Below are 22,313 nucleotides of genomic sequence, written 5' to 3' on the forward strand. Positions count from 1 at the left end.
GGATCCGCCTTGGCGCGCGGTTGGCGGCGCTGTTGGTCGCGCTGGTCCTGGCGCTGCCGTTGCACGGTATGTGGCGGCTGTTCGGCCGCAAATCGCCTTGGCCGCCGCGGTTCCTGGGGCTGATCTCGCGCATAGTCGGCGCCCGTCCCCGCGTCGTCGGCACGCCGCTTCGCCATGACGTCGTCTTCGTCTCGAACCATCTGAGCTGGATCGACATCCTGTTGCTGTCCGGTGCGACCGGCAGCGCGTTCGTAGCGAAATCTGAACTCCGCAGCGCACCGCTAGTCGGCTGGCTGTGCACGCTCAACCACACGATTTTCGTCAGCCGCGCCGACCGCATGGCGGTAACCGCCCAGATCGCCCAGATCCGCGACACGTTGGCGGCAGACTGGCCCGTAACCCTCTTCCCCGAGGGAACGACGGGAGATGGCACCACGCTGCTCCCCTTCAAAGCCGCGTTGCTGGCAGCCCTCGACCCGCCCCCGCCCGGTGTGAAGGTCCAACCGGTCCGCATCGATTACGGCGCGGCCACCGACGAACTCGCCTGGGTCGGCGATGAGCCCGGCCAACACCACGCCGCCCGCGTCCTGAAGCGCCGGGGCACTTTCGCCGCGACGCTGCACTTCGCCGAACCCTTCGACCCCGCGGAATACGGCGACCGAAAAGCCATAACCGCCGAAGCCCGTCGCCGCATGGAAGCGCTGTAACTCGCGAACAAAGAGTGTTCCCCCGCGAAGGCGGGGGCCCAGTCTGGACTCCCGCCTTCGCGGGAGAACAAGAAAGCGCGACCGCTTCCCAACAGAGGAACACCACCCCGGCGAAGGCCGGGGCCCAGTTGGAAAGGTCGCAGTAACGAGGCACAGACCTCAGTCAGCAACGTGCCCCAACTGGGCCCCGGCCTCCGCCGGGGAGGTGCAAATCGCCAAGCGCCCTTCCACGTTATACCAACCAGCAACGCCCCCCTCCCCCCACGCACACAAATTTGGTAGGGCGTCCCGCATGTCTCCCCCCAAAACCTTCCACGTAAAGTCCTTCGGCTGCCAGATGAACGTCTACGACGGCGAGCGCATGGCCGAACTGATGGCCGCCCAGGGCCTCACCCAGGCCGACGCCGTCGACGCCGACGTCGTCGTCCTCAACACCTGCCACATCCGCGAACGCGCCACCGAAAAGGTCTATTCGGACATCGGCCGCCTCCGGAAGGACCAGCGCCGCAAGTCCGGCAAGACCCCCATGATCGCGGTCGCCGGCTGCGTCGCGCAAGCCGAGGGCGAGGAGATCTTCACCCGAGCCAAGGTCGACATCGTCGTCGGCCCGCAAGCCTATCACAATTTGCCGGCTCTCGTCGCGAAAGCAGCCGCCGGCACGCCGTCGCTCGACACCGACATGCCGCTGCTGTCGAAGTTCGGCGCGCTCCCCTCGCGTCGAAAGGTCGCCCCCTCGGCGTTCCTCACCGTGCAGGAAGGCTGCGACAAATTCTGCACCTACTGCGTCGTCCCCTACACGAGAGGCGCGGAAATCAGCCGCCCGTTCGCAGCGATCGTCGACGAGGCGAAGGCGCTGGTCGACGCCGGCGCGCGCGAGATCACGCTGCTCGGCCAGAACGTCAACGCCTGGAGCGAGAACGAGCGCGGTCTCCATGACCTCATCCACGACCTTGACCGCATCCCCGGCCTCGCGCGCATCCGCTACACCACCAGCCACCCCAACGACATGACGCAAGGCCTGATCGACGCGCACCGCGACATCGAGAGCCTGATGCCATTCCTCCACCTCCCCGTGCAGGCCGGCAGCGATCGCGTCCTCAAGGCGATGAACCGGAGCCACACCCGCGACTCCTACCTCCGCCTGCTCGACCGCGTCCGCGAAGTCCGCCCCGACATCGCACTCTCGGGCGACTTCATCGTCGGCTTCCCCGGTGAGACCGATACCGAGTTCGAGGACACGCTCAGCCTCGTCGACGCGGTAGGCTACGCGCAGGCCTACAGCTTCAAATACAGCCCCCGCCCCGGCACCCCCGCCGCTTCGATCGTCGAGCAGGTCCCGGAATCGGTCATGGACGAACGCCTCCAGCGCCTCCAGGCCGCGCTCAACCGCGACCAGCACGCCTTCAACGCCGCCACCGTCGGGCGCACCTGCACCGTCTTGCTCGAACGCGCGGGAAAACTCCCCGGCCAGTTGATCGGCAAATCCCCCTGGCTGCAATCGGTCCACCTGATTGGCAACCACGCGATCGGCGACCTGGTGGAGGTGACGCTAGCCGCCGCCGGCCCGAACTCCCTGACGGGCATCGAACGGATCGCCGAGGCAGCCTGAGCCCCAATCTGATCCTCCCCCGCAAGGGGGAGGTGGCAGGCGCTTGCCTGACGGAGGGGGAGGCAAGCGCCAACGCATGGATCCGTGTCCTCCCCCTCCGACACCTTCGGCGCCACCTCCCCCTTGCGGGGGAGGATTACAACGGCGTCCCTGAGGCATCAAAGCAATACGTGCGGGTCTTGAAACCACCCCCCGCGATTTCGCTGTCCTACACCCCGATCGCCTGTCACACTCGCCCGCGATGCAGCTTCGCCCACGCGACTCGAATCATCTCTCGGCCAGTGCTCCGGCGCGGCTTGAACGCGTCGCTTGGCGTGCTCATCTTCCTTTCAAAGGTTACGGTTCGACGCTTCCAGGCGTAACCTTTGACACCCTGAAAGGACCGTATGAGCCGTAAACCCGTTCCCGCCCAGTCCGGTGACCGCGCCCGAGTCGAACTGCTGTTCGACAAGCCCCAATTGCTCGTCCGGCTGTTCGGCCAGTACGACCAGAACCTGGTAGCGCTCGAAAATCGCCTCGGCGTCTACATCACTGCACGAGGGAACAAGATTGGCCTAGAGGGCACCGCCGAACAGGTCGCCAAGGCGCGTGACGTACTCCACGATCTCTACGCCCGCATCCAGCGCGGCGAAGACGTCGACGCAGGCTTGGTCGATGCGTCGATCGCGATGGCGGACGAACCCGTTCTCGAAGGCATCATCCGCGCCGATGCCGGTGGCGGCGCCGCGCCCCCGATCATGATCCGCACGCGGAAAAAGACGATCGTCCCGCGCACGCCGGCGCAGGCGCACTACATGCGCGAGCTTGCCAACAACGACATGATCTTCGCGCTCGGGCCAGCAGGTACGGGCAAGACCTATGTCGCGGTCGCCCAAGCGGTGCAGCAGCTCATCAACGGTAGCGTCCAGCGGCTGATCCTGTCACGTCCCGCGGTCGAGGCGGGCGAACGCCTCGGCTTCCTCCCCGGCGACATGAAGGAGAAGGTCGATCCGTACCTCCGCCCGCTCTACGATGCGCTCTACGACTGCCTCCCCGCCGAGCAGGTCGAACGCCGCATCGCATCGGGCGAAATCGAAGTCGCCCCGATCGCCTTCATGCGCGGCCGCACGCTTGCGGATGCCTTCGTCATCCTCGACGAAGCGCAGAACACCACGCCCGCACAGATGAAGATGTTCCTCACCCGCTTCGGCCAGAACAGCCGCATGGTGATCTGCGGCGATCCGAAGCAGGTCGACATCCCCGGCGGTGTCGCGGCGTCCGGTTTGGCAGATGCGGTCCGCCGCCTCGAAGGTGTCGAGAGCATCTCGATGTGCCGCTTCACGGTCGGCGACGTCGTCCGCCACCCGATCGTCGGCCGCGTCGTCGAGGCCTACGACGGAACCGATGGTTGATGCGTGGGATATCCCGGAGTATATCCGGGATATCCCAGGAGGATGACGATGGCATCTCTCTACATCAAGGACAACGAAACCGCCGAACTCGCGACAGAGCTTGCAGCGCGTCTGGGTGTGACCAAGACCGAGGTCGTTCGTGATCTACTGCGTAAGCGCAAAGCGGAATTGGCACCGGAAGCTCCTCCGCTGAGCATGCGAGAACGATTGCGCGCCTGGCGCGAGGCGCATCCATTAGGCGAGTCCACAGGACTTGAGGCCGACAAGGCCTTCTACGATTCGTTGAACGATGAGGACGATGATTGACCATTCTCGTCGACGCATCCGCTATTGTCGCAATCGTTCACGGCGAGCCGGAAGCGGACGATTTCGCCGATGTGATCGAGGCGCATGTCGACCGCTATTATTGCGCGGTCGGCGCGTGGGAAGCAGCGCAGGCCATCGCAAGGTTGAAAACCGTCAGCCTCCAGCAGGCGGCCGACCTCATTTCGAGCTTTGCGTATGAAGCCGGACTTCGTCTCGTGCCGATCGACCATAGCGAAGGCCAGCAGGCGATTGTCGCGGCGGCACGCTACGGCAAGGGGAATCACCCCGCACAGCTCAACATGGGCGATTGTTTCGCCTATGCCTGCGCGAAAACCCATGGCGCGGAACTTCTCTACAAGGGTAATGATTTCGCCCTGACCGATCTCGCCTGAAGGACCTGCATGCTCGAAATCGCGCTCTCTTCCGACGCCCCCTGGCCCGAACAGGATTGGGACGCCCTCGCCCTGCGCGCGGCAACGGCAGCGATCCAGCGGACTCCGCACGGCGAACTCCTGACCAGCGCGGCGACGGTCGAGATCTCGATCCGGCTTGCGTCGGACGACGAGGTCCACATCCTCAACAAGCAGTACCGCCAGAAGGACAAGTCGACCAACGTCCTGTCCTTCCCGATGGTCCAGCCCGACCTGCTTGCCACCGTCAGCCAGAATTCGGACGATGGCGAAGTCCTCCTCGGCGACATAATCCTCGCGCACGGCGTTTGCGTCGCGGAAGCGGCCGAGCGCGGTATCTCGGTCGAGGATCATGCGATGCATCTGATGGTGCACGGCACGCTGCATCTGCTAGGCTATGACCATATCGACGACGACGAGGCCGAGGGCATGGAGCAGATCGAACGCGACGCGCTCGCCGCCTTGGGCCTCCACGACCCCTATCTGATAACAGAGGACTGACGACCACGATGGCCGATGGCCCCAATGCCGGTAACGGCGATAGTAGCGACAGTATCTGGCGCGGGCTCAAGAGCCTGATCTTCGGTGCTCAAGACGAATCCCTTCGCGACCAGCTCGAGGATGCGATCGACCGGCACGAGGGCGATCCCGCCCCCGATGCGAAGGGCGATCTCACCCCGCTCGAGCGCCAGATGGTCCGCAACCTGCTCCACTTCAGCGAGCGCGACGCGGGCGACGTCGGCGTGCCCCGCGCGGACATCATCGCGGTCGAGGAAGAGACGCCGTTCGCCGATCTCGTCAAGTTGTTCGCCGAAGCCGGTCACAGCCGCCTGCCGGTCTACCGCGACAACCTCGATACGATCATCGGCATGGTCCACATCAAGGACGTCTTCAACATCCTCGCAACGGGTGCCGAGCATCCGACGTCGATCGCCGGCCTGATCCGCGAACCGCTCTACGCGCCGATGTCGCGCGGTGCGCTCGATCTGCTCGCGGACATGCGGCAGAAGCACGTCCACCTGACGATCGTGCTCGACGAATATTCCGGCACCGAAGGCCTCGTAACGTTCGAAGACCTGATCGAGGAGATCGTCGGCGAGGTCGAGGACGAGCACGACGAGGCGCCGCAGGTGCTGATGATGCCGATCGAAGGCGGTGCATGGGATGCCGACGCGCGCGCAGAACTCGAGGATGCCGCCGAACTGATCGATCCACGTCTGGCGGAAGTCGACGGCGACATCGACACGCTGGGCGGCCTCGCGGCATTGCTCGCCGGGCATGTCCCGCAGATCGGCGAATGCGTCGATCATCCGAGTGGCTGGAAGCTGGAAATCATCGACGCCGACGAACGCCGCATCAATCGCCTGCGCCTCCATCCGCCGAAGGTTGAATTGATCGAAGACTGATCAATCTCGTCGATCTGCAAAACCCCGTTCATTTCGATACGGCAATGATCGTCACTCCACAGGGAGATTGGCGATGCGGTATGCGATGGGTCTGGCGATGATGACGATCGCGAATGGGGCCGCGGCACAGATTGTCGACCGTCCGTTCTCCGGTCCGTCGATAGGAATCGAAGCGGGGCTGCTCGAGCATCATTTTGCGCTCGAGTTCGAAGAATATGAGAACGATACGCTCGTCTCTCGGTACGACCGCTATTATCGTGCCAATGGCTTGGGTGGTGGCGTATTCGCCGGCTACGATATCGCCGCCTCGCGTAATTGGCGACTGGGCGTCGAAATCGCGGGGACCGCTGGTGGCCGCGACAACAGGGCGACGTTCGAGGGCCTCGTCTACGACCAGAAGCCAAAGTTTGGTGTCCGGGGCACCGTGCGCGCCGGTTACGTCCTGACACCGCGCCTGATGGCATATGGCTCTGTCGGCTATGGCGGCAACAAATACCGCATTCGCGACCAGATCGGGATCGGCGACGAGTTCGCGTGGGGAAGCAGCTTCGTCGTAGGCGGTGGTGCGGAGTATCGGATCGATCGCCGCTACGGGCTGCGTATGGACGTCAAGCATGTCGACAACCAGACCTGGCAGGCGTTCGTGGGCATGCCGATCCGGTTCTGACCTCCACAAGCTGACGTGGTCGGCAATAGTCGTAGCCGAGCAATGTCGACGTGATCTATTGCCGGTGCCCGCGTTGGCGGAGATGCATACGCCCATGATGCGAACGAGACGTCGCGGGTGCATTCGTGAAGGTCTGGAATAACGTGATCAACGCCGGCCGTTTCCCGTGCGGGAGAGGATTGCCCCCGCCCCCTCGTCCCCCTAATCTCCTCCCATGCGCAAACACATTCTCATCGTCCTCGGGCTGATCCTGCTCGTGATCGCCGCGGGCGTCACGTATCTCGCCTGGCCCGATACGGCGGAATTGTCGGTCGATCAGGTCGCTGGCAAGCTGCCCAAGATCACCGATCCCCGCATCCAGACGATCCCGACCGTCAAGGTCGCCAAGGTCGTCGGCTGGCAGAACGGCGCGATGCCGACGCCTGCTGCGGGTCTGAAGGTCCAGCCTTTCGCGACAGGGCTCGACCACCCGCGCTGGATGTACCGCCTCCCCAATGGCGACGTGCTGGTCGCCGAGACCAACTCGCCCCCGCGCGAAGGCGGCGGAATCACCGGCTGGGTGATGAAGGTGCTGATGGGTCGCGCCGGCGCCGGCGTGCCCTCGGCCAACCGCATCACGCTGCTGCGCGACGCGAACGGCGACGGCGTGGCAGAGACGAAGTCGGTGTTCATGAGCGGTCTTAACTCGCCGTTCGGCATGACATTGCTCGATGGCCAGCTCTACATCGGCAACACCGACGCGCTCGTCCGCGTGCCGTACACCGACGGTCAGACCAAGATCACCGCCAAGCCCGAGCTCGTCATCAAGCTCAATCCCGGCGGCAATCACTGGGCGCGAAACGTCATCGCCGCGGCCGACGGCAAGACGTTGTACGTCGGTGTCGGCTCGTCGTCGAACATCGCCGAGAACGGCATGGACGCCGAGAAATACCGCGCCAACATCCTGCAGGTCTGGCCGAAGGACAAGAACTGGCGGATCTACGCCGCCGGCCTGCGCAACCCCAACGGCATGGCGATCAATCCCAAGTCGGGCGGCCTGTGGACCGTCGTCAACGAACGCGACATGCTCGGTTCGGACCTTGCGCCGGATTACCTGACGCAGGTCGAGTTCGGCGATCACTTCGGCTGGCCATGGTATTATTGGGGCGGCTATCCCGACAGCCGCGTCGAGCCGAAGAACCAGGCGCTCCAGCAATATGCCAAGCGCCCCGACTATGCGCTCGGACCGCACGTCGCCGCCTTAGGCCTGACCTTCTCCGCGGATACGAAGCTCGGCGCGAAGTTCGCTAACGGCGCGTTCGTCGGCGAGCACGGCTCGTGGAACCGCAAGCCGGTGTCGGGCTACAAGGTCGTCTACGTGCCCTTCGGCGACACCGGCTTCCCGGCGGCAAACGCGAAGCCGGTCGATGTGCTCGGCGGTTTCCTGAACAAGGATGGCGACGCGCAGGGTCGTCCGGTCGGCGTCATCACCGACAAGACCGGTGGCCTGCTCGTCGCGGACGACGTCGGCAACGCGATCTGGCGGGTTAGCGCTGGGGGCTGATCTTGGCGGAGGGTGGTCGAGACTCCGCCCTCCGATACGCTGGTAATCCGCCAGGCGATCCCAACTTGTCGTCATCCCCGCGGAGGCGGGGACCCATATGCTCAAGGGTTGTCGATTAGCTCGCGAGCTTTGCCGGTATGGGTTCCCGCCTGCGCGGGAATGACGACCCGGGGGTTAGGTCGGCGGTTTCCTGCCAGCGCCTAACGCACCTGCTCACCCCGCCAAGATCCCCCTCGCCTCGTCGAGGTCATCCTCGTCGACCATCACGCGAACCGGGATCAGCAACCAGCTGCCCTCCATGATCGACATCCCACCATCGAACGCCACCGCCGGAATGCCTTCGCTCTCCAGCCGGCCCACGATGATATGCGCCTCGTTGCGGCTGTACCGCCCCAGTTCGACCAGGCTCATACGCCGACGCGCTCCGGCAGGACGGTGCCGAGCCGCACCGGCAAGCCGTCGATGCTCGCGACTGGCCCCGCCAATTCCTCGGCCCGTTCGTCGTCGGACTGCCTCGCGTGATATTTCGACAAGGTCTGCCGCTCGCGCTCCAGCGTCATGAACGGCACGCCCCAGCCGCAGCTCGTCTGCACCTCGTCGACCGCGATCACGAAGATCTGCCGCGTGCCGGGCAGCGGCGTGAACTGCGCGTAGAGGTCAGCCCAGCCGTCGTCCTGCGGCAACACCGCACGCCCCTTGCCATAAATGCGGAAGATCAGCGCAGGCTGGTCGAACGCGCAGAACATGATCGTGATGCGACCATCTGCGCCCAGATGCGCGTTCGTCTCGTTCCCCGACCCACCGACGTCGAGATACGCGACCGTCTTCGGATCGAGTACGCGAAAGCTGTCCATGCCCTTGGGACTGAGATTGATCCGCGCACCTTCCGCGGCGGTAGCAACGAAGAATACCGGTTGCCGCATCACGAACGCGCAATGATCGTCGGTGAGTGCGGGGAAGAAGTCCATCGTTCGCCTCCGAATTGACCCGCATCATCGACGCGCATACTCTATGCTCATGAAACATGATCCCGTCGCAACCGGCAAGCGCAAATCGGTCAACATGTCGCTCGATACCGGCATCGTAGCCGCGGCACGGGAGGTAGGGCTCAACCTCTCCCAGATCAGCGAACACGCGATTAGGCACGCAACGAAAGTCGAACAGGAGCGGCGCTGGAAGGAAGAAAATCGCGAGGCGATAGAGGGCTGGAACCACTGGTACGAAAAGAACGGCGATCCGCTCGCCCATTTTCGGTCGCTCTGAATGGCACAGTTCGACGTCTACCGCGTTCGCGGCAACGTTCTGGTGATCGATTGCCAGTCTGATCTTCTGGCCGATTTGCCGACCCGCTTCGTGGTGCCTCTTCGCCCGATCGACACCGTCGCACTCAAGCGGCTGACTCCGACCTTCGTGATCGACGGCACGGCGCTGACCATGATCACGCCGCTAGCGCGCGCGATTGATGTCCGCGATATCGAAGATACTGTCACTACCCTCGCCGCAGCACAGTTCGAGATCAAGGCTGCGCTCGATATGTTGATCTCTGGGTTTTAAGCCGCCGTCCCACCGACCGTAAGCCCGTCGACCAGCAACGTTGGCTGGCCGACACCAGCCGGCACCGACTGCCCGCCCTTACCGCAAATCCCGATGCCCTCGTCGAGCGCGAAGTCGTTGCCGATCCCGCGCACCTTGGTCAGCGAACTCGGACCATCGCCGATCAGCGTCGCGCCCTTGATCGGGGCGCCGAGCTTGCCGTCCTCGATCAGATACGCCTCGGTACAGCTGAACACAAATTTTCCGGACACGATGTCGACCTGCCCGCCGCCGAACGCCTTGGCGAAGATACCCTTCTTCACGCGCGACAGAAGTTCGGCGGGATCGTCGTTGCCGGCCTTCATGAAGGTGTTGGTCATCCGCGGCATCGGCGCATGCGCGTAGCTTTCACGACGGCCGTTGCCGGTCGCCTCGACGCCCATCAGCCGTGCGTTGAGGCGGTCCTGCATATAGCCCTTGAGGATGCCGTCCTCGATCAGCACGGTCTCGCGCGTCGGCGTGCCCTCGTCGTCGATCGTCAGCGAGCCGCGGCGATCCTGGAGCGAGCCGTCGTCAACCACCGTCACGCCCTCGGCGGCAACGCGCTCGCCGATCCGCCCGGAGAACGCCGACGTGCCCTTGCGGTTGAAATCGCCCTCTAGCCCGTGACCGATCGCCTCGTGTAGCAGGATGCCGGGCCAGCCATTGCCGAGCAACACGGTCATCTCGCCCGCCGGTGCCGCGATCGAGTCGAGGTTTACCAGCGCCTGCGACAATGCCTCGTCAATCGCGCGGTTGTACGTCGCGGGCTCGAACAGGTCGTTGTAGAGATAGCGGCCGCCAATCCCGTAGCTTCCCGTCTCGCGGCGACCATTCTGCTCGGCGACGATCGAGACGTTGAGGCGTACCAGCGGGCGGACGTCGGTAGCGACGAAGCCGTCCGCGCGGACGATCTCGACCACCGACCACGTCCCGGAAAGGCTGACCGACACCTGCGCGACGCGAGGATCGCGGGCGCGCGCGGCGGCATCGATCGTCTGACAAAGGTTCACCTTGTCCGCGAACGGCACGAGGTCGAGCGGATCGGCGGCGGTGTAGCGGCGCTGGTTGGTGCCCTGCGGCGGGCCGGCCTTCGCAGCAACGCCGGGTTCGATCAGCGCCATCGTCTCGGCGGCGCGACGGATGGCGGCGGGCGTCATCTCGTTCGAATGCGCGAACGCGGTCATCTCGCCCGAGACGGCGCGCAGGCCAAAGCCCGAACTGGTGTCGTAGGAGGCGGTCTTCAGCCGACCATCGTCGAACCCGAACGCCTCGGCCTTGCGGTACTGGAGATACAGCTCGCCATCATCGGCCTTGCCCAGCGCCTTGGCGGTCAGCGCCTGCGCCTGTTCGGGGTCCAGCGTATCGCGGTAGAGGAACGAACGGGGGTCTGCTGCTATCGTCATCCGATAGATATAAGAGGCTTAGCGCCCCGCGCCATCCCCGTGATCGCGCAAAGTCGACTGGTCCGCGCCATCGGCGGCGCCGCCGACGAGGATGAAGCGGCGGTCGCAATAGCCGCAATCGACATAGCCGGTCTCGTCGATCTGCAACCAGACGCGCGGGTGGCCGAGCGCTGCGCCGCCGGGGATGTCGGTGGCGCCATCGCAGGCGACGCGGGCGTGGGTGACGCGGGTGGTTTCGAGCGGCGGATGCATGAGGGCGCGATAGCAAGCGCGCGCGGGCCGGGCAATTGGTTCTTCCGCGCAGGCGAGCAGGAAGAATGGGTTCACGCGGAGACGCGGAGATGTTGCATCCAGCCTGTCGGTCGGGAGACATCATGATCTGTTCCGTAGGTAGGTCATTGAGCGGTCGCTACGCGACGAGCGCAACACCTCCGCGTCTCCGCGCCTCCGCGTGAACAAATCTTCTTTGCAACGCCCGAGGGGATGACCAGCCCCGCCCGCCCCGCTATGCCGCTGGCATGACCGAAGCCGCGATCGCCATCAAAAACCTCAGCAAGACCTACGCGCCCGTCGGCACCGCCCCGCCCAAGCGCGCGCTCGACGACGTGACGTTCGACGTCCCCCGCGGTCAGATCTTCGGGCTGCTCGGCCCCAATGGCGCAGGCAAGTCGACGCTGATCAACATCCTCGCCGGGCTGGTCAACAAAACCGACGGCAGCGCCGCGATCTGGGGGTTCGATATCGACGAGCACCCGCGCAACGCCAAGGCGTCGATCGGGATCGTCAACCAGGAGATCCTGTTCGATCCCTTCTTCTCGCCGTTCGAGACGCTTGAAATCCAGGCTGGCCTCTACGGCGTCCCCAAGGCGAAGCGCCGCACCATGGAGTTGCTCCACGCGGTGCATCTCGAGGACAAGGCGCACGCCTATGCCCGCACGCTGTCCGGCGGGATGAAGCGCCGCCTCATGGTAGCGAAAGCGATGGTCCACTCGCCCCCCGTCCTCGTCCTCGACGAGCCGACCGCTGGCGTCGACATCGAACTGCGTCAACAGCTCTGGACCTATGTCCGCAGCCTCAACCAGGCCGGCGTGACGGTCGTCCTCACCACGCATTATCTCGAGGAAGCCGAGGAACTCTGCGACCGGATCGCGATCATCAACAACGGCCGCCTGATCGCCAACGAACCCACGCGCGAATTAGTCGGCAAGGCGCAGGAGAAGATCGTCGCCGTCACCGTCGATCGCGACGTGACCGACATCCCCGCCAACGCCTGCTTCCAGAAGATCGCGCTCAAGGGCACGCGCACCCTCGAAATCACCTACAAGAAGGACCGCGTGAACGCCGGCGAAGTCCTCGCCGCCATTCAAGGCAGCGGCTTCGGCATCGTCGACGTCTCGACCAAGGAGCCCGATCTCGAGGACGTCTTCCTCAGCCTGACCCGCGCCGCCAACGCATGACGAGCGACATCCTGATCGTCGGCTCGGGCGCCGCAGGTCTAACCGCGGCACTTAACCTCGCCGACCGCTTCAAGGTCACGGTGTTAGCCAAGGGCGCGCTCAACGAAGGCTCGACCGCCTGGGCGCAAGGCGGGATCGCCGCGGTGCTTGAACCTGGCGACACGTTCGAGAACCATGTCGAGGACACGATGGTCGCCGGCGCCGGGCTCAACGACCGCGCGATCGTCGAGATGGTCGTCGAAGGCGCCCCCGCCGCGATCGAACGCCTGACGCATCTCGGCGTCCCGTTCGAGACCGAGGGCAACGCGCTGCACCTGACCCGCGAAGGCGGCCATTCGCACCGCCGCATCGTCCACGTCGCCGACGCGACCGGCTGGGCGGTGCAGGAGGCGTTGCAGAAGGCCGCCGAAGCCCATCCGAACATCACGCTAGTGCCCGACCAGATCGCGATCGACCTCGCCACTGGCCGCCACGAGGAACGCTATTCGGGCTCGGGCAACGTCTGGGGCGTCTACGCGGTCGATCGCAAGACCGAACGCGTCGCTCTCTACACCGCGCGCGCGACGATCCTCGCGACCGGCGGCGCAGGCAGGACGTACCTGTTCTCGACCGCCCCCCGCGGCGCGACCGGCGACGGCATCGCGATGGCATGGCGCGCGGGCGCCCGCGTCTCCAACATGGAGATGATGCAGTTCCATCCGACCTGCCTCTACAATCTGGAGGTCAAGAACTTCCTGATCACCGAGGCGGTCCGCGGCGAAGGCGGGCGGTTGATCAATCCATCGACCGGCAAGCGCTTCATGACCTATTACGACCCCGCGCGGATGGAACTCGCCCCCCGCGATATCGTCGCGCGCGCGATCGATGCCGAGATCAAGCGCTACGGGCTCGACTATGTCCATCTCGACATCAGCCACATGCCGGCTGAGTTCATCCGCCATCACTTCCCGAATATCCACGAGAAGCTGCTCGGTCTCGGCATCGACATGACGACGCAGCCGATCCCGGTCGTCCCCGCGCAACATTACACGTGTGGCGGCATCGTCATCGACGAACACGGCAAGACCGATCTTCCGGGCCTGTACGCAGCCGGGGAATGCACTGAGTCCGGCTTGCATGGTGCCAACCGCCTCGCTTCCAACTCGCTGCTCGAATGCTTCGTGTTTGGCGAGGCGGCGGCGGACAGCATTGCAGCCGCGTGGGGCTCGCTGCCCCCGCCCCCGCCGATCCGCCCGTGGGACGAAAGCCGCGTCACAGACTCCGACGAAGAGGTCGTGATCAAGCAGACCTGGACCGAAATTCGTCGCTTCATGTGGAATTACGTCGGCATCGTTCGCACCACCAAGCGGCTCGAACGCGCCAAGCACCGCATCGAACTGCTCAACGACGAGGTCGCCGAATATTACCAGCATTTTCGCGTCACGCCCGACCTGATCGAGCTGCGCAACTTGCTCCAGACCGCCGAATTGATCGTCCGATCCGCGCTGCATCGGCACGAGAGCCGCGGGCTCCATTTCACGCTCGACTACCCCGAGACGCTGCCCGAGGCGGTCGATACGGTTCTCGTTCCCTAGCGTGACGGCGGCTCGGCGCATCGTCGGCGCGCTTCGTCGCAGCGACGTGCTGCCGCAGTTTCGCGTGGCCGATCAACGGATAAGGATCGATGCTTCAGTGCAGGGCGTTCAATCCATCATGACATCGGCGAGTGCGTTCAAGCGTCTTCTGGCAACCGCCCTGTTCGGCACGGCGCTCGCCGGATGCGGATCGGCGTCGCGACCGACCCCGCCCGCCGTTTCCCCGGTGCATCAATCCGAGGGGTTCGTGTCGATCCCGGTGCCGCCGCCCCTGCCGCGTACGCCGCGACCCGCGCCCGCCGGTCTGGTCAACGCGATCTCCGAACTGCAGAGTGGGTTCCAGGGTAAGGCTGGCATCGCGATACGCGCGGTCGACGATGGCTGGACGGTGGAGGCCGGCGGGCGGCAGTTGCTGCCGCAGCAGTCGGTCAGCAAACTCTGGGTCGCGATGACCGTGATGGACCTGCGCGACCAGGGCAAGATCCGCCTCGACGAGCCGATCGTCGTACGGCCGCAGGACCTGACGCTGTTCCACCAGCCGATCGCGATGCTGGTCAAGGGCGTCGGATATCGGACGACGGTCGGCGAGCTGCTGACGCGCGCGTTGACGCATAGCGACAATACCGCAAACGACCGGTTGCTCACGCGTGTCGGTGGGCCGTCCGCGGTGCGGTCGATGATCGCGCGCAAACAGTTGGGTGCGATCCGGTTCGGACCGGGCGAGCGGCTGTTGCAGAGCGGCACGGCAGGACTGGTCTGGCAGCCGTCCTACGCGGTCAATGGTGGCTTCATGACGGCACGCAACCGGCTATCGCCCGCGGTGCGCGAGGCTGCGCTGAACGCGTACGTGCGCAATCCGCCCGACGGTGCCGCGCCGATCGCGATCGCCGATGCGATTGCCCGGCTGGCGAAGGGCGACCTGTTGTCGGAGACCTCTACCAAGATCCTCCTCAATACGATGGGCCGCTCGGTCACCGGCCGCGCGCGCCTGCGCGCCGCACTCCCCGGCGGCTGGGAGATCGCGCACAAGACCGGCACCGGCCAGGACCTCGGCCGCCGCAACGCCGGCTTCAACGACGTCGGTCTGCTCACCGCCCCCGATGGCCGTCGATATGGGATCGCAGTGATGATCGGCGACACCATCCGGCCGATGCCCGAACGCCAGAAACTGATCCAGGCGGCCGCAGCGGCGGTGGCCAACTATGCGGGCACCACGCGCCCAAGAGGCTGATGTTTCCGTGCTGCAGTGCAGCATGGAATGGCCGAGACCGGGTGCCAGTGCGCTACTCCGGATGCAGCCTCAAACACCGTCTTGGTGTGACTTTATCATAACCTTTCGGACTGCGCGGGATGGCCAGTCGCGAGCGGCTCGCCCTAAACCGCTACGCCCAGCCGTTCCACGCAGACCACGGCCACCGCCGGTCAGTCGAACCCGTTCGCCAGGAACCGCTCCGCCACCGCGCAGTGCATCGCGATCCCATGCGCCATCACGCGTTCGTCGATCGTCATCTTCGTGTTGTGCAGCGGCGGATTGGTACGCGGATCGCTACCCTCGGGCGCGGCACCGATGAACGCCATCGCACCGGGAAGCTTCTGAAGGACGTACGAGAAGTCCTCCGCGCCCATCATCGGCGGCATCACCTGATACGCGCCCTCGCCACCGATCACGGTCGCGCACGCCTTCATCAGGTCGGTGGCGCGCTCGTCGTTGACGGTGACCGGATAGCCTTCCTCGATCGTCGGCGTACCGACTGCGCCATGCGCGGCGGCGATGCCCTCGACCATGCGGATGAACGCCGCGCGGACCTGCTCGCGCGTCCGCTCCGAGAGAGTGCGCATCGTGCCGAGCATCTCGACGGTCGACGGGATGACGTTGTGCGCGGAGCCGGCGTTGAGCTTCGTGATCGACAGCACCGCAGGGTCGGTAACGGCCACTTGGCGTGCGACATAGGTCTGGAGCGCCGTTACGATCTCGCAGGCGATCGGCAGCGGATCGAGGCAGTCGTGTGGCATCGCGGCGTGCCCCCCGCGACCGGTGATCGTAGCACGCAGCGTGTCGGTCGACGCCATCAGCGTGCCCGCGCGGCTGACGACATGGCCCATCGGCATGTTAGGCGAGATGTGGAGCGCGAAGCCCGCCTCTGGCAGGGGCAAGTCGAGCAGGCCGTCGGCGATCATGTGGCGTGCGCCGTGATGCCCCTCCTCGCCAGGCTGGAACATGAACACGACCGTGCCGGGCAACTCATCGCGACGGGCGCACAGAGCCTTGGCCGCGCCGACGAGCATCGCGGTGTGCGAATCATGGCCGCAGGCATGCATCGCGCCATCGATCCTCGACGCGAACGGCAGGCCGGTTTCCTCCTGCATCGGCAACGCGTCCATATCACCGCGGAGCAGCACTGTGCGGCCGTTGCCACCAGCCGTGCCACCGCGCCCGCCGCGCAGGGTCGCGACGAAGCCGGTGGTAGACGTCCCCTCACGGATTTCGAGCGGGAGCCCGGCGAGCGCAGCCTTCACCTTGTCCGAGGTACGCGGGCAATGGAGCCCGACCTCGGGATCGGCATGGATCGCACGACGGAGCGTGATCGCATCGTCGAGGCTGTCCTCGCCGACGGCGGTCCAGTCGGTCGGCGCCCAGTCGGTGGTGGATTCGAAATCGAGTGACATCGGGAACTCCTGTTTAGCTTTTTGAGCCCCACCCCGGCGGAGGCCGGGGCCCAGTTGGGAAACGGCAATAAGGTTGGGCAGCGCTCCGTTACATCGACCTTGCCAACTGGGCCCCGGCCTTCGCCGGGGTGGCCTTCGTGTGGGGCTGCCCGCCCCCGATCGCTGAGGCAGTCTACCCCCGGAACAGCCCGCCTAAAACCCCGCGCAGTACCGTACCGACCAAGCCGCCGCTCGACGAGCGGCGGGACTTGGTGCCGAAGACTTGCTTGCCGATCTCGTTCGCCACCTGCCGCCCGATCGAAGAACTCGCCGCGCGCGTCGCCGACGAAGCCATCTTCGTCCACGGCGAGTTCGCCGCCTCGCGGTCGGCCTCGCGCTGCTGCCGATCAGCCACGCGCTGGTCCGCAACCCGGGCTCGTTCTGCCTCTCTCGCCGCCTTCGCATCGAGCTTTGCCTGAACAGCCGCAGCCTTCTCCGCCTCGGTCGTCGCCTTCGCCTCGGCCGCTGCGGCACTCGCCTCCTGCGTCTTCGCCGCCAGCAATTCCTCCGCCGACTCGCGATCGACCAGCGTGTCGTACTTCTCCCCGACCGCATCGGTCTCGATCATCACCTTCCGCTCCGCCGGCGTGATCGGCCCGACGCGCGAGGCGGGAGGCTTGATCAGCGTGCGCTCGACCGGCGTCGGCGACCCATCCGCCTGGAGCAGCGACACCAGCGCCTCACCGACCTTCATCTCGGTGATGATCGTCGCGACATCGACGCCCGGGTTCGCGCGGAACGTCTCCGCCGCCGACCGCACCGCCGCCTGATCGCGCGGGGTAAACGCCCGCAACGCATGCTGGACGCGGTTGCCGAGCTGCCCCGCCACGGTGTCGGGAATGTCGATCGGGTTCTGCGTGATAAAATACACGCCGACCCCCTTCGAGCGGATCAGCCGGACGACCTGCTCAATCTTCTCCAGCAGCGCCTTGGGCGCCTCATCGAACAGCAGATGCGCCTCGTCGAAGAAGAAGCACAGCACCGGCTTGTCGAGATCGCCGACCTCGGGGAGATGCTCGAACAGCTCGCTCATCAGCCACAGCAGGAACGTCGCATACAGCTTCGGCGAGGCCATCAACTTGTCGGCGGCAAGAATGTTGACGATCCCCCGACCCCGGTCGTCGACGCCGATAAAGTCGTTCATCTCCAGCGCCGGTTCGCCGAAGAAATTCTCCGCGCCCTGCGTGCGCAACTGGAGCAACGAGCGCTGGATAGCGCCGATCGATTGCTTCGAGACGTTGCCGTACGTCACCGTCAGTTCGTCCGCCCGGCCGGCGCATTCGGTCAGCATCGCCTGCAGATCGTCGAGGTCGATCAACAGCAGCCCCTCCTTGTCGGCGACGTGGAAGGCGATCGTCAGCACGCCCTCCTGCACCTCGTTGAGGTCCATCAGCCGCGCCAGCAACAGCGGCCCCATCTCGCTGATCGTCGTGCGGATCGGATGGCCCTGCGCGCCGAACAGGTCCCAGAACTGCACCGGGTTGTCGGCATACGCCCAGCTATCGTCGCCGATCGCCTTGGCGCGCTCGGCAAACGTCGCATGCGTCTTCGCGGTCGGCGAGCCGGCCATCGCGAGGCCGGACAGGTCGCCCTTCACGTCGGCGACGAAGCACGGCACGCCGTTCGCGGAGAACCCCTCGATGATCCCCTGCAACGTCACCGTCTTGCCGGTGCCGGTCGCGCCAGCGATCAGGCCGTGGCGGTTCGCGCGCTTCAGTTCCAGCGTCTGCGGCTTCCCGTCCACGCTCGCGCCGATGAAGATGCCGTCGCTCATGGTTCTCGTCCTCTGTATCCGGCGCAGACCCTAACCCCGCGCGCCGCAAAGAAAAAGGACCGCCGCTCGGGCGAGCGACGGTCCTTTTCAGGTCGGTCGTGTCGGTCGTGGATTACTTGATCTTGACCGGCAGGAACTGCGCCGGGGCGCGTCCGCGCTTGACCTGCAGCAGGACCTGAGGGCGCCCCGCCGCCTTGGCGACGTTGACCGCGTTCTGGACGTCGACCGCGGTGCGAACCGGCGTACCGTTGACCGAGATGATCACGTCGCCGCGCTTGAGCTTGCCGAACGCATCACTGGTCTGCGCGACCACCGCGATCACGACGCCCTGCGTGCCTGCCTCGACGCCAACCGCCTGTGCGATCGCAGGGGTCAGCGGCTGGACGCCGATCCCGAGCGCTGCGCCGGCCGTCGGTGCAGCAGGTGTCGCGCTATCGTCGCCGTCATCGCCGCCGTCGGTGCCGAAGCCCTGCGCATCGCCGCCGACCACGGCCGCCAGCTTGTCCGCGCTCGGCCTTGGTACGACGACCACATTGGCGACCACCGGCTTGCCGTTGCGCAAGATGTCGAGACGCGCGGTCTGACCCGGCTTCACGTTCGAGACGAGGTAGGACAGCGACTGCTCCGCCGTCACCGGCGTGCCGTTGACCTTGGTCACCACGTCGCCGGCGCGAACACCCGCCTTCGCCGATGGACCGCCGGCGGTAACATCGTTGATCAGTTCGCCTGAATTCTTGGCGATACCGAGCGCTGCTGCCGTATCCTCGTCGATCGGGCCGCTGCGACCCAATTGCACGCCGATATAGCCGCGCTCGATCGTGCCACCCTTCATGAAGGTCGCGATGATCGGCTTGGCCACGGCTGCCGGGATCGCGAAGCCGATGCCGATATTGCCGCCCGACTGGCTGAAGATCTGCGAGTTCACGCCGATCACGTTGCCATTGAGATCGAACATCGGGCCGCCGGAGTTGCCCTGGTTGATCGAGGCATCGGTCTGGATGAAGCGGTCATACGCACCGCCCTGCCCGGTAACGCGGTTGATCGCCGAAACGATACCCGCGGTGACGGTGCCGCCGAGGCCGAACGGCTCGCCGATCGCGACGACCCAGTCGCCGACGCGCGCGCCGTTCGAATCGCCGAACTTCACGAACGGCAGGTTGGCCGCGTCGATCTTGAGCAGCGCGAGATCCGAGTCCTGGTCCTTGCCGATGACCTTGGCGACATATTCCTTCTTGTCGCTGAGCGTCACGGTGATCGAGTCGACCGACGCGCCCTGCGCGCCAGGCGAAATCACGTGGTTGTTGGTGACGACATAGCCGTCCGGCGAGATCAGGAACCCCGAGCCGAGCGAGGCGCCCTCGCGCTTGACCGGCGCGCCACCCTGGCCGCCGCCGCCCATGCCGCCGAACAGGTCGCCGAACGGCGTGCCCGCAAACGGATTGGCCTGCTGCTTCTGGACGATCGTCTGCTTGGTCGAGATGTTCACGACCGCGGGCTGGAGCCGCGCGACCATGTCGGCGAAGCTCATCGGCGCGCCGGGCTTCGGCGAGACCGCCTGGATCGCACCGGGTTCGTTCTGCGCGACCTGAGCGCCGCTCGGCTGGAGCGCGAGCGTCGCGGTCGCACCGCCGAGGAGAAGAGCACTGGTAATGGCGTAGGCGTAACGCACTAGATGTTGTCCTCTCGTTTCATCAATCGAAACAGGTACCCCCTAGGGATGCCGTTCTGAACGATGCTTGAATATGAACGGATGCCGAAAGGTTCCGCAGGCTTAACGCCCGCGGCCCTCGAACTCCCTCAGATAACTGTTGTTCGGCGAAAGAATGATCGATGTCGATCCTTCAGGCGTCGCGCCGCCATCCGCACCGAACGTATGCCGGTACGACTGCATCGCGCGGTAGAAATCGTAAAAGTCAGCGTCCTTGCCGAAGCTCTCGGCATAGATCTTCGCAGAGTCGGCATCGGCCTGCGCACGCACGATCTGCGCCTGCTTCTGGCCTTCGGCACGGATCGTGATCGCCTCCTGCTGGCGCGCGCTCGACATGCGCTTCAGCGCGCTTTCGAGTGGCAGGCCGACGGGAAGATTCGCCTGCTTGATACGGACATCGACGATCTCGACGCCGTACTGGCTCGCGACGCGCTGGAGGCCCTTCTGGATGTTGTCCATCAGCTCGGAGCGCTCGGGGCTGAGCAATTCGACGAAGCGCCGCTTGCCGAGTTCGTTGCGCAGCGCAGACCCGAGGATCGGTCGAAGCTGGTCCGGGATCCGATCCTCGCTGCCGACCGCGTTACGCATCTTGCGTGGGTCGACGATCCGGTAGCGCGCATAGGCGTCGACTTCGAGCCGAAGCTGGTCGGTCGACAACACCAGCGTGTTGTCGAGCTCCAGATCCTGCACCCGCTTGTCGATCCAGACGATGCGGTCGACGAACGGGATACGCGCGATCAGGCCGGCACCGGTCTGGCCGAATGGCGTGTTAGGCTGCCATGCGTTAACCGTACGAATCGGCTGGCCGAAGCGCAGGATCACCGCCTGCTTGGTCTCGGGCACGATCGCGAAGGTCGATGCGGCGAGAATCACCAGCAACAAAGCGATGATCCCGGCGAGGATCGGGTTGCGGAAACTCACGGCGTTCACTGGGCAGCTCCAGGCTGGGGGGCAGCCGCCGCCGCGGCAGGCGCTGGTGTCGACTGGACAGCCTCGGGGTTCGGCAGACGCTTGGCGTTGGACAGCGGCAGATACGGCACCACCCCGCCCGGCGTCTCGACGATCGTCTTGTCGCTCTTGGCGAGCACCGCCTCCATCGTCTCGTAATACATGCGGCGACGCGTCACTTCCGGCGCGAGCTTGTACTGCTCATAGACCTTGTCGAACGACGCGGCCTCACCCTGCGCGCGCGCCACGACCTGCTGCGCGTAGGAGCGCGACTGGTTGAGGTTGGCGATTGCCTCCTGCTGCGCGGCAGTGACCGCGTTGAAGTCCTCGACGATCCGCGCGGGCGCAGCGGCCTGCTTGATCGCGACGCCCTGGATACGGACGCCCGACTTGTAGTCGTTGAGGATCTGCTGCGTCAGTTCAGCGACGCGCTGCTCGATCACGGTACGACCCGTGCCGATCGCCTGGTCTAGCGTCGTCGTCGCCACCACCGCGCGCATGGCGCTCTCGGCAGCGGCACGAACAGTGTCGTTCGGCTCGGCGAGCTGGAACACGTAATCGCGCGGATCCGAGATATCCCAGCGGACCGAATACGCCAGATCGATGATGTTCTGGTCGCCGGTCAGCGTCAAATTCTCGCCGTCACCGACTGGAAAATTGTCCGTGCGGATCTTCTGCACGTCGACCACCGTCACGTCGGCGATCGGCGCGGGCATCGTCAGACGAACGCCAGGATCGAGCGTGCCCGCGTATTTGCCGAAATAGGTGACGACGCCGCGCTGCTGCGGGCCGATCTGATGGACCGAGGTGAACAGGATCCACACGACCGCGATAATCGCGACGCCGATCGCCCACAGCGCGCGGGCGTTGGCCCCCGACGGCAGGCCGCCAAAGCCGCCAGTGCCGCCACCGCCGCCGCCCGAACCGCGCGCTTTCCGCAGGAACTCGTCCAGCGCGGTCGGCTTGGCCGTGGTCTTGCGGCCTCCGGGAGGTTGCGCCCAGGGGTTGCGCGGGCCGCTGTTACCGTCGTCGCCCGAGCCGCCCCAAGGGCCTTTCGGTGTTTCGGTGGCGAGGATATCGGGGCGCCGGAACCAGCGCGAGAAGATCGTCATACCAACCTTTATAGGTG

Annotated in this window: 23 protein-coding genes; 14 read left to right on the forward strand and 9 right to left on the reverse strand. The window is 65.5% G+C overall.

What is annotated here, in order from left to right; genetic code table 11:
• Nucleotides 1-20 precede the first annotated feature (20 nt).
• The 9 genes from AC1MH0_RS05315 (at nt 21) to AC1MH0_RS05355 (ending at nt 8,039) form a co-directional block, all read left to right on the forward strand.
• A complete protein-coding gene (locus AC1MH0_RS05315) occupies nt 21-707 on the forward strand; it encodes a lysophospholipid acyltransferase family protein (protein WP_480965015.1) in 687 nt (228 codons plus the stop codon).
• A 292-nt stretch (nt 708-999) separates the two neighbouring features.
• Nucleotides 1,000-2,316 (forward strand): tRNA (N6-isopentenyl adenosine(37)-C2)-methylthiotransferase MiaB, encoded by a 1,317-nt coding sequence (miaB, locus tag AC1MH0_RS05320; RefSeq protein ID WP_480965016.1) that lies wholly within the window; start codon nt 1,000-1,002, stop codon nt 2,314-2,316.
• A gap of 386 nt (nt 2,317-2,702) precedes the next feature.
• Nucleotides 2,703-3,707, forward strand: coding sequence for a PhoH family protein (locus tag AC1MH0_RS05325; RefSeq protein ID WP_480965017.1), 1,005 nt, complete (start codon nt 2,703-2,705; stop codon nt 3,705-3,707).
• A gap of 48 nt (nt 3,708-3,755) precedes the next feature.
• Entirely contained in the window at nt 3,756-4,013 is a 258-nt protein-coding gene (locus AC1MH0_RS05330) for a type II toxin-antitoxin system VapB family antitoxin (protein WP_120300446.1), read from the forward strand.
• The gene (locus tag AC1MH0_RS05335; RefSeq protein WP_480965018.1) at nt 4,010-4,405 is read left to right on the forward strand and encodes a type II toxin-antitoxin system VapC family toxin; all 396 of its coding nucleotides are present in this window, start codon (nt 4,010-4,012) and stop codon (nt 4,403-4,405) included. Before AC1MH0_RS05330 ends, AC1MH0_RS05335 begins: the two co-directional genes overlap by 4 nt.
• A gap of 9 nt (nt 4,406-4,414) precedes the next feature.
• On the forward strand, nt 4,415-4,924 hold the full coding sequence (gene ybeY / locus AC1MH0_RS05340) for an rRNA maturation RNase YbeY (protein WP_480965019.1): 510 nt from the start codon (nt 4,415-4,417) through the stop codon (nt 4,922-4,924).
• Nucleotides 4,925-4,932: 8 nt separating this feature from the next.
• A complete protein-coding gene (locus AC1MH0_RS05345; RefSeq protein ID WP_480965020.1) occupies nt 4,933-5,829 on the forward strand; it encodes a hemolysin family protein in 897 nt (298 codons plus the stop codon).
• A 73-nt stretch (nt 5,830-5,902) separates the two neighbouring features.
• Complete coding sequence (locus AC1MH0_RS05350) at nt 5,903-6,496, forward strand: outer membrane protein (protein ID WP_480965021.1); 594 nt, start codon at nt 5,903-5,905, stop codon at nt 6,494-6,496.
• A gap of 214 nt (nt 6,497-6,710) precedes the next feature.
• Nucleotides 6,711-8,039 carry a PQQ-dependent sugar dehydrogenase gene (locus AC1MH0_RS05355; protein WP_480965022.1) on the forward strand — a complete coding sequence of 443 codons (1,329 nt, stop codon included), beginning with the start codon at nt 6,711-6,713 and terminating at the stop codon, nt 8,037-8,039.
• A 213-nt stretch (nt 8,040-8,252) separates the two neighbouring features.
• On the opposite strand, the gene AC1MH0_RS05360 is transcribed toward AC1MH0_RS05355, so the two are convergent.
• Both AC1MH0_RS05360 and AC1MH0_RS05365 read right to left on the reverse strand, forming a co-directional pair.
• On the reverse strand, nt 8,253-8,450 hold the full coding sequence (locus AC1MH0_RS05360; protein WP_480965023.1) for a putative signal transducing protein: 198 nt from the start codon (nt 8,448-8,450) through the stop codon (nt 8,253-8,255).
• Complete coding sequence (locus AC1MH0_RS05365; protein ID WP_480965024.1) at nt 8,447-9,007, reverse strand: pyridoxamine 5'-phosphate oxidase family protein; 561 nt, start codon at nt 9,005-9,007, stop codon at nt 8,447-8,449. Before AC1MH0_RS05365 ends, AC1MH0_RS05360 begins: the two co-directional genes overlap by 4 nt.
• Nucleotides 9,008-9,056: 49 nt before the next feature.
• On the opposite strand from AC1MH0_RS05365, the gene AC1MH0_RS05370 reads away from it, so the two are divergent.
• The gene (locus AC1MH0_RS05370; protein ID WP_480965025.1) at nt 9,057-9,302 is read left to right on the forward strand and encodes a type II toxin-antitoxin system CcdA family antitoxin; all 246 of its coding nucleotides are present in this window, start codon (nt 9,057-9,059) and stop codon (nt 9,300-9,302) included.
• Entirely contained in the window at nt 9,303-9,593 is a 291-nt protein-coding gene (locus AC1MH0_RS05375) for a CcdB family protein (RefSeq protein WP_353464067.1), read from the forward strand.
• On the opposite strand, the gene tldD is transcribed toward AC1MH0_RS05375, so the two are convergent.
• Both tldD and AC1MH0_RS05385 read right to left on the reverse strand, forming a co-directional pair.
• A complete protein-coding gene (gene tldD, locus AC1MH0_RS05380) occupies nt 9,590-11,017 on the reverse strand; it encodes a metalloprotease TldD (RefSeq protein ID WP_120299871.1) in 1,428 nt (475 codons plus the stop codon). The genes AC1MH0_RS05375 and tldD overlap by 4 nt on opposite strands.
• Nucleotides 11,018-11,035: 18 nt before the next feature.
• Nucleotides 11,036-11,269, reverse strand: coding sequence for a zinc-finger domain-containing protein (locus AC1MH0_RS05385; RefSeq protein WP_031393477.1), 234 nt, complete (start codon nt 11,267-11,269; stop codon nt 11,036-11,038).
• A gap of 266 nt (nt 11,270-11,535) precedes the next feature.
• Between AC1MH0_RS05385 and AC1MH0_RS05390 the strand changes: the two genes are divergently transcribed.
• The 3 genes from AC1MH0_RS05390 to AC1MH0_RS05400 all read left to right on the forward strand — a co-directional run bounded on the left by AC1MH0_RS05390 (nt 11,536) and on the right by AC1MH0_RS05400 (nt 15,279).
• Nucleotides 11,536-12,474: an ABC transporter ATP-binding protein gene (locus AC1MH0_RS05390; protein WP_480965026.1), complete on the forward strand. Its 939-nt coding sequence runs from the start codon at nt 11,536-11,538 to the stop codon at nt 12,472-12,474.
• Complete coding sequence (nadB, locus tag AC1MH0_RS05395) at nt 12,471-14,048, forward strand: L-aspartate oxidase (protein ID WP_480965027.1); 1,578 nt, start codon at nt 12,471-12,473, stop codon at nt 14,046-14,048. Before AC1MH0_RS05390 ends, nadB begins: the two co-directional genes overlap by 4 nt.
• Nucleotides 14,049-14,166: 118 nt before the next feature.
• Nucleotides 14,167-15,279 carry a serine hydrolase gene (locus AC1MH0_RS05400; RefSeq protein WP_480965028.1) on the forward strand — a complete coding sequence of 371 codons (1,113 nt, stop codon included), beginning with the start codon at nt 14,167-14,169 and terminating at the stop codon, nt 15,277-15,279.
• A 191-nt stretch (nt 15,280-15,470) separates the two neighbouring features.
• Here the strand turns inward: AC1MH0_RS05400 and AC1MH0_RS05405 are convergent, their stop codons facing one another.
• The 5 genes from AC1MH0_RS05405 to hflK form a co-directional block, all read right to left on the reverse strand.
• Complete coding sequence (locus AC1MH0_RS05405) at nt 15,471-16,715, reverse strand: M20 metallopeptidase family protein (protein ID WP_480965029.1); 1,245 nt, start codon at nt 16,713-16,715, stop codon at nt 15,471-15,473.
• 172 nt (nt 16,716-16,887) lie between these two features.
• Complete coding sequence (locus AC1MH0_RS05410; protein WP_480965030.1) at nt 16,888-18,528, reverse strand: helicase HerA-like domain-containing protein; 1,641 nt, start codon at nt 18,526-18,528, stop codon at nt 16,888-16,890.
• 112 nt (nt 18,529-18,640) lie between these two features.
• On the reverse strand, nt 18,641-20,197 hold the full coding sequence (locus AC1MH0_RS05415) for a Do family serine endopeptidase (RefSeq protein WP_480965031.1): 1,557 nt from the start codon (nt 20,195-20,197) through the stop codon (nt 18,641-18,643).
• A gap of 102 nt (nt 20,198-20,299) precedes the next feature.
• The gene (gene hflC / locus AC1MH0_RS05420) at nt 20,300-21,166 is read right to left on the reverse strand and encodes a protease modulator HflC (protein WP_480965032.1); all 867 of its coding nucleotides are present in this window, start codon (nt 21,164-21,166) and stop codon (nt 20,300-20,302) included.
• Nucleotides 21,163-22,296 carry a protease modulator HflK gene (gene hflK / locus AC1MH0_RS05425; protein WP_480965682.1) on the reverse strand — a complete coding sequence of 378 codons (1,134 nt, stop codon included), beginning with the start codon at nt 22,294-22,296 and terminating at the stop codon, nt 21,163-21,165. Before hflK ends, hflC begins: the two co-directional genes overlap by 4 nt.
• Nucleotides 22,297-22,313 lie beyond the last annotated feature (17 nt).

This window comes from Sphingomonas sp. AP28, assembly GCF_056680455.1.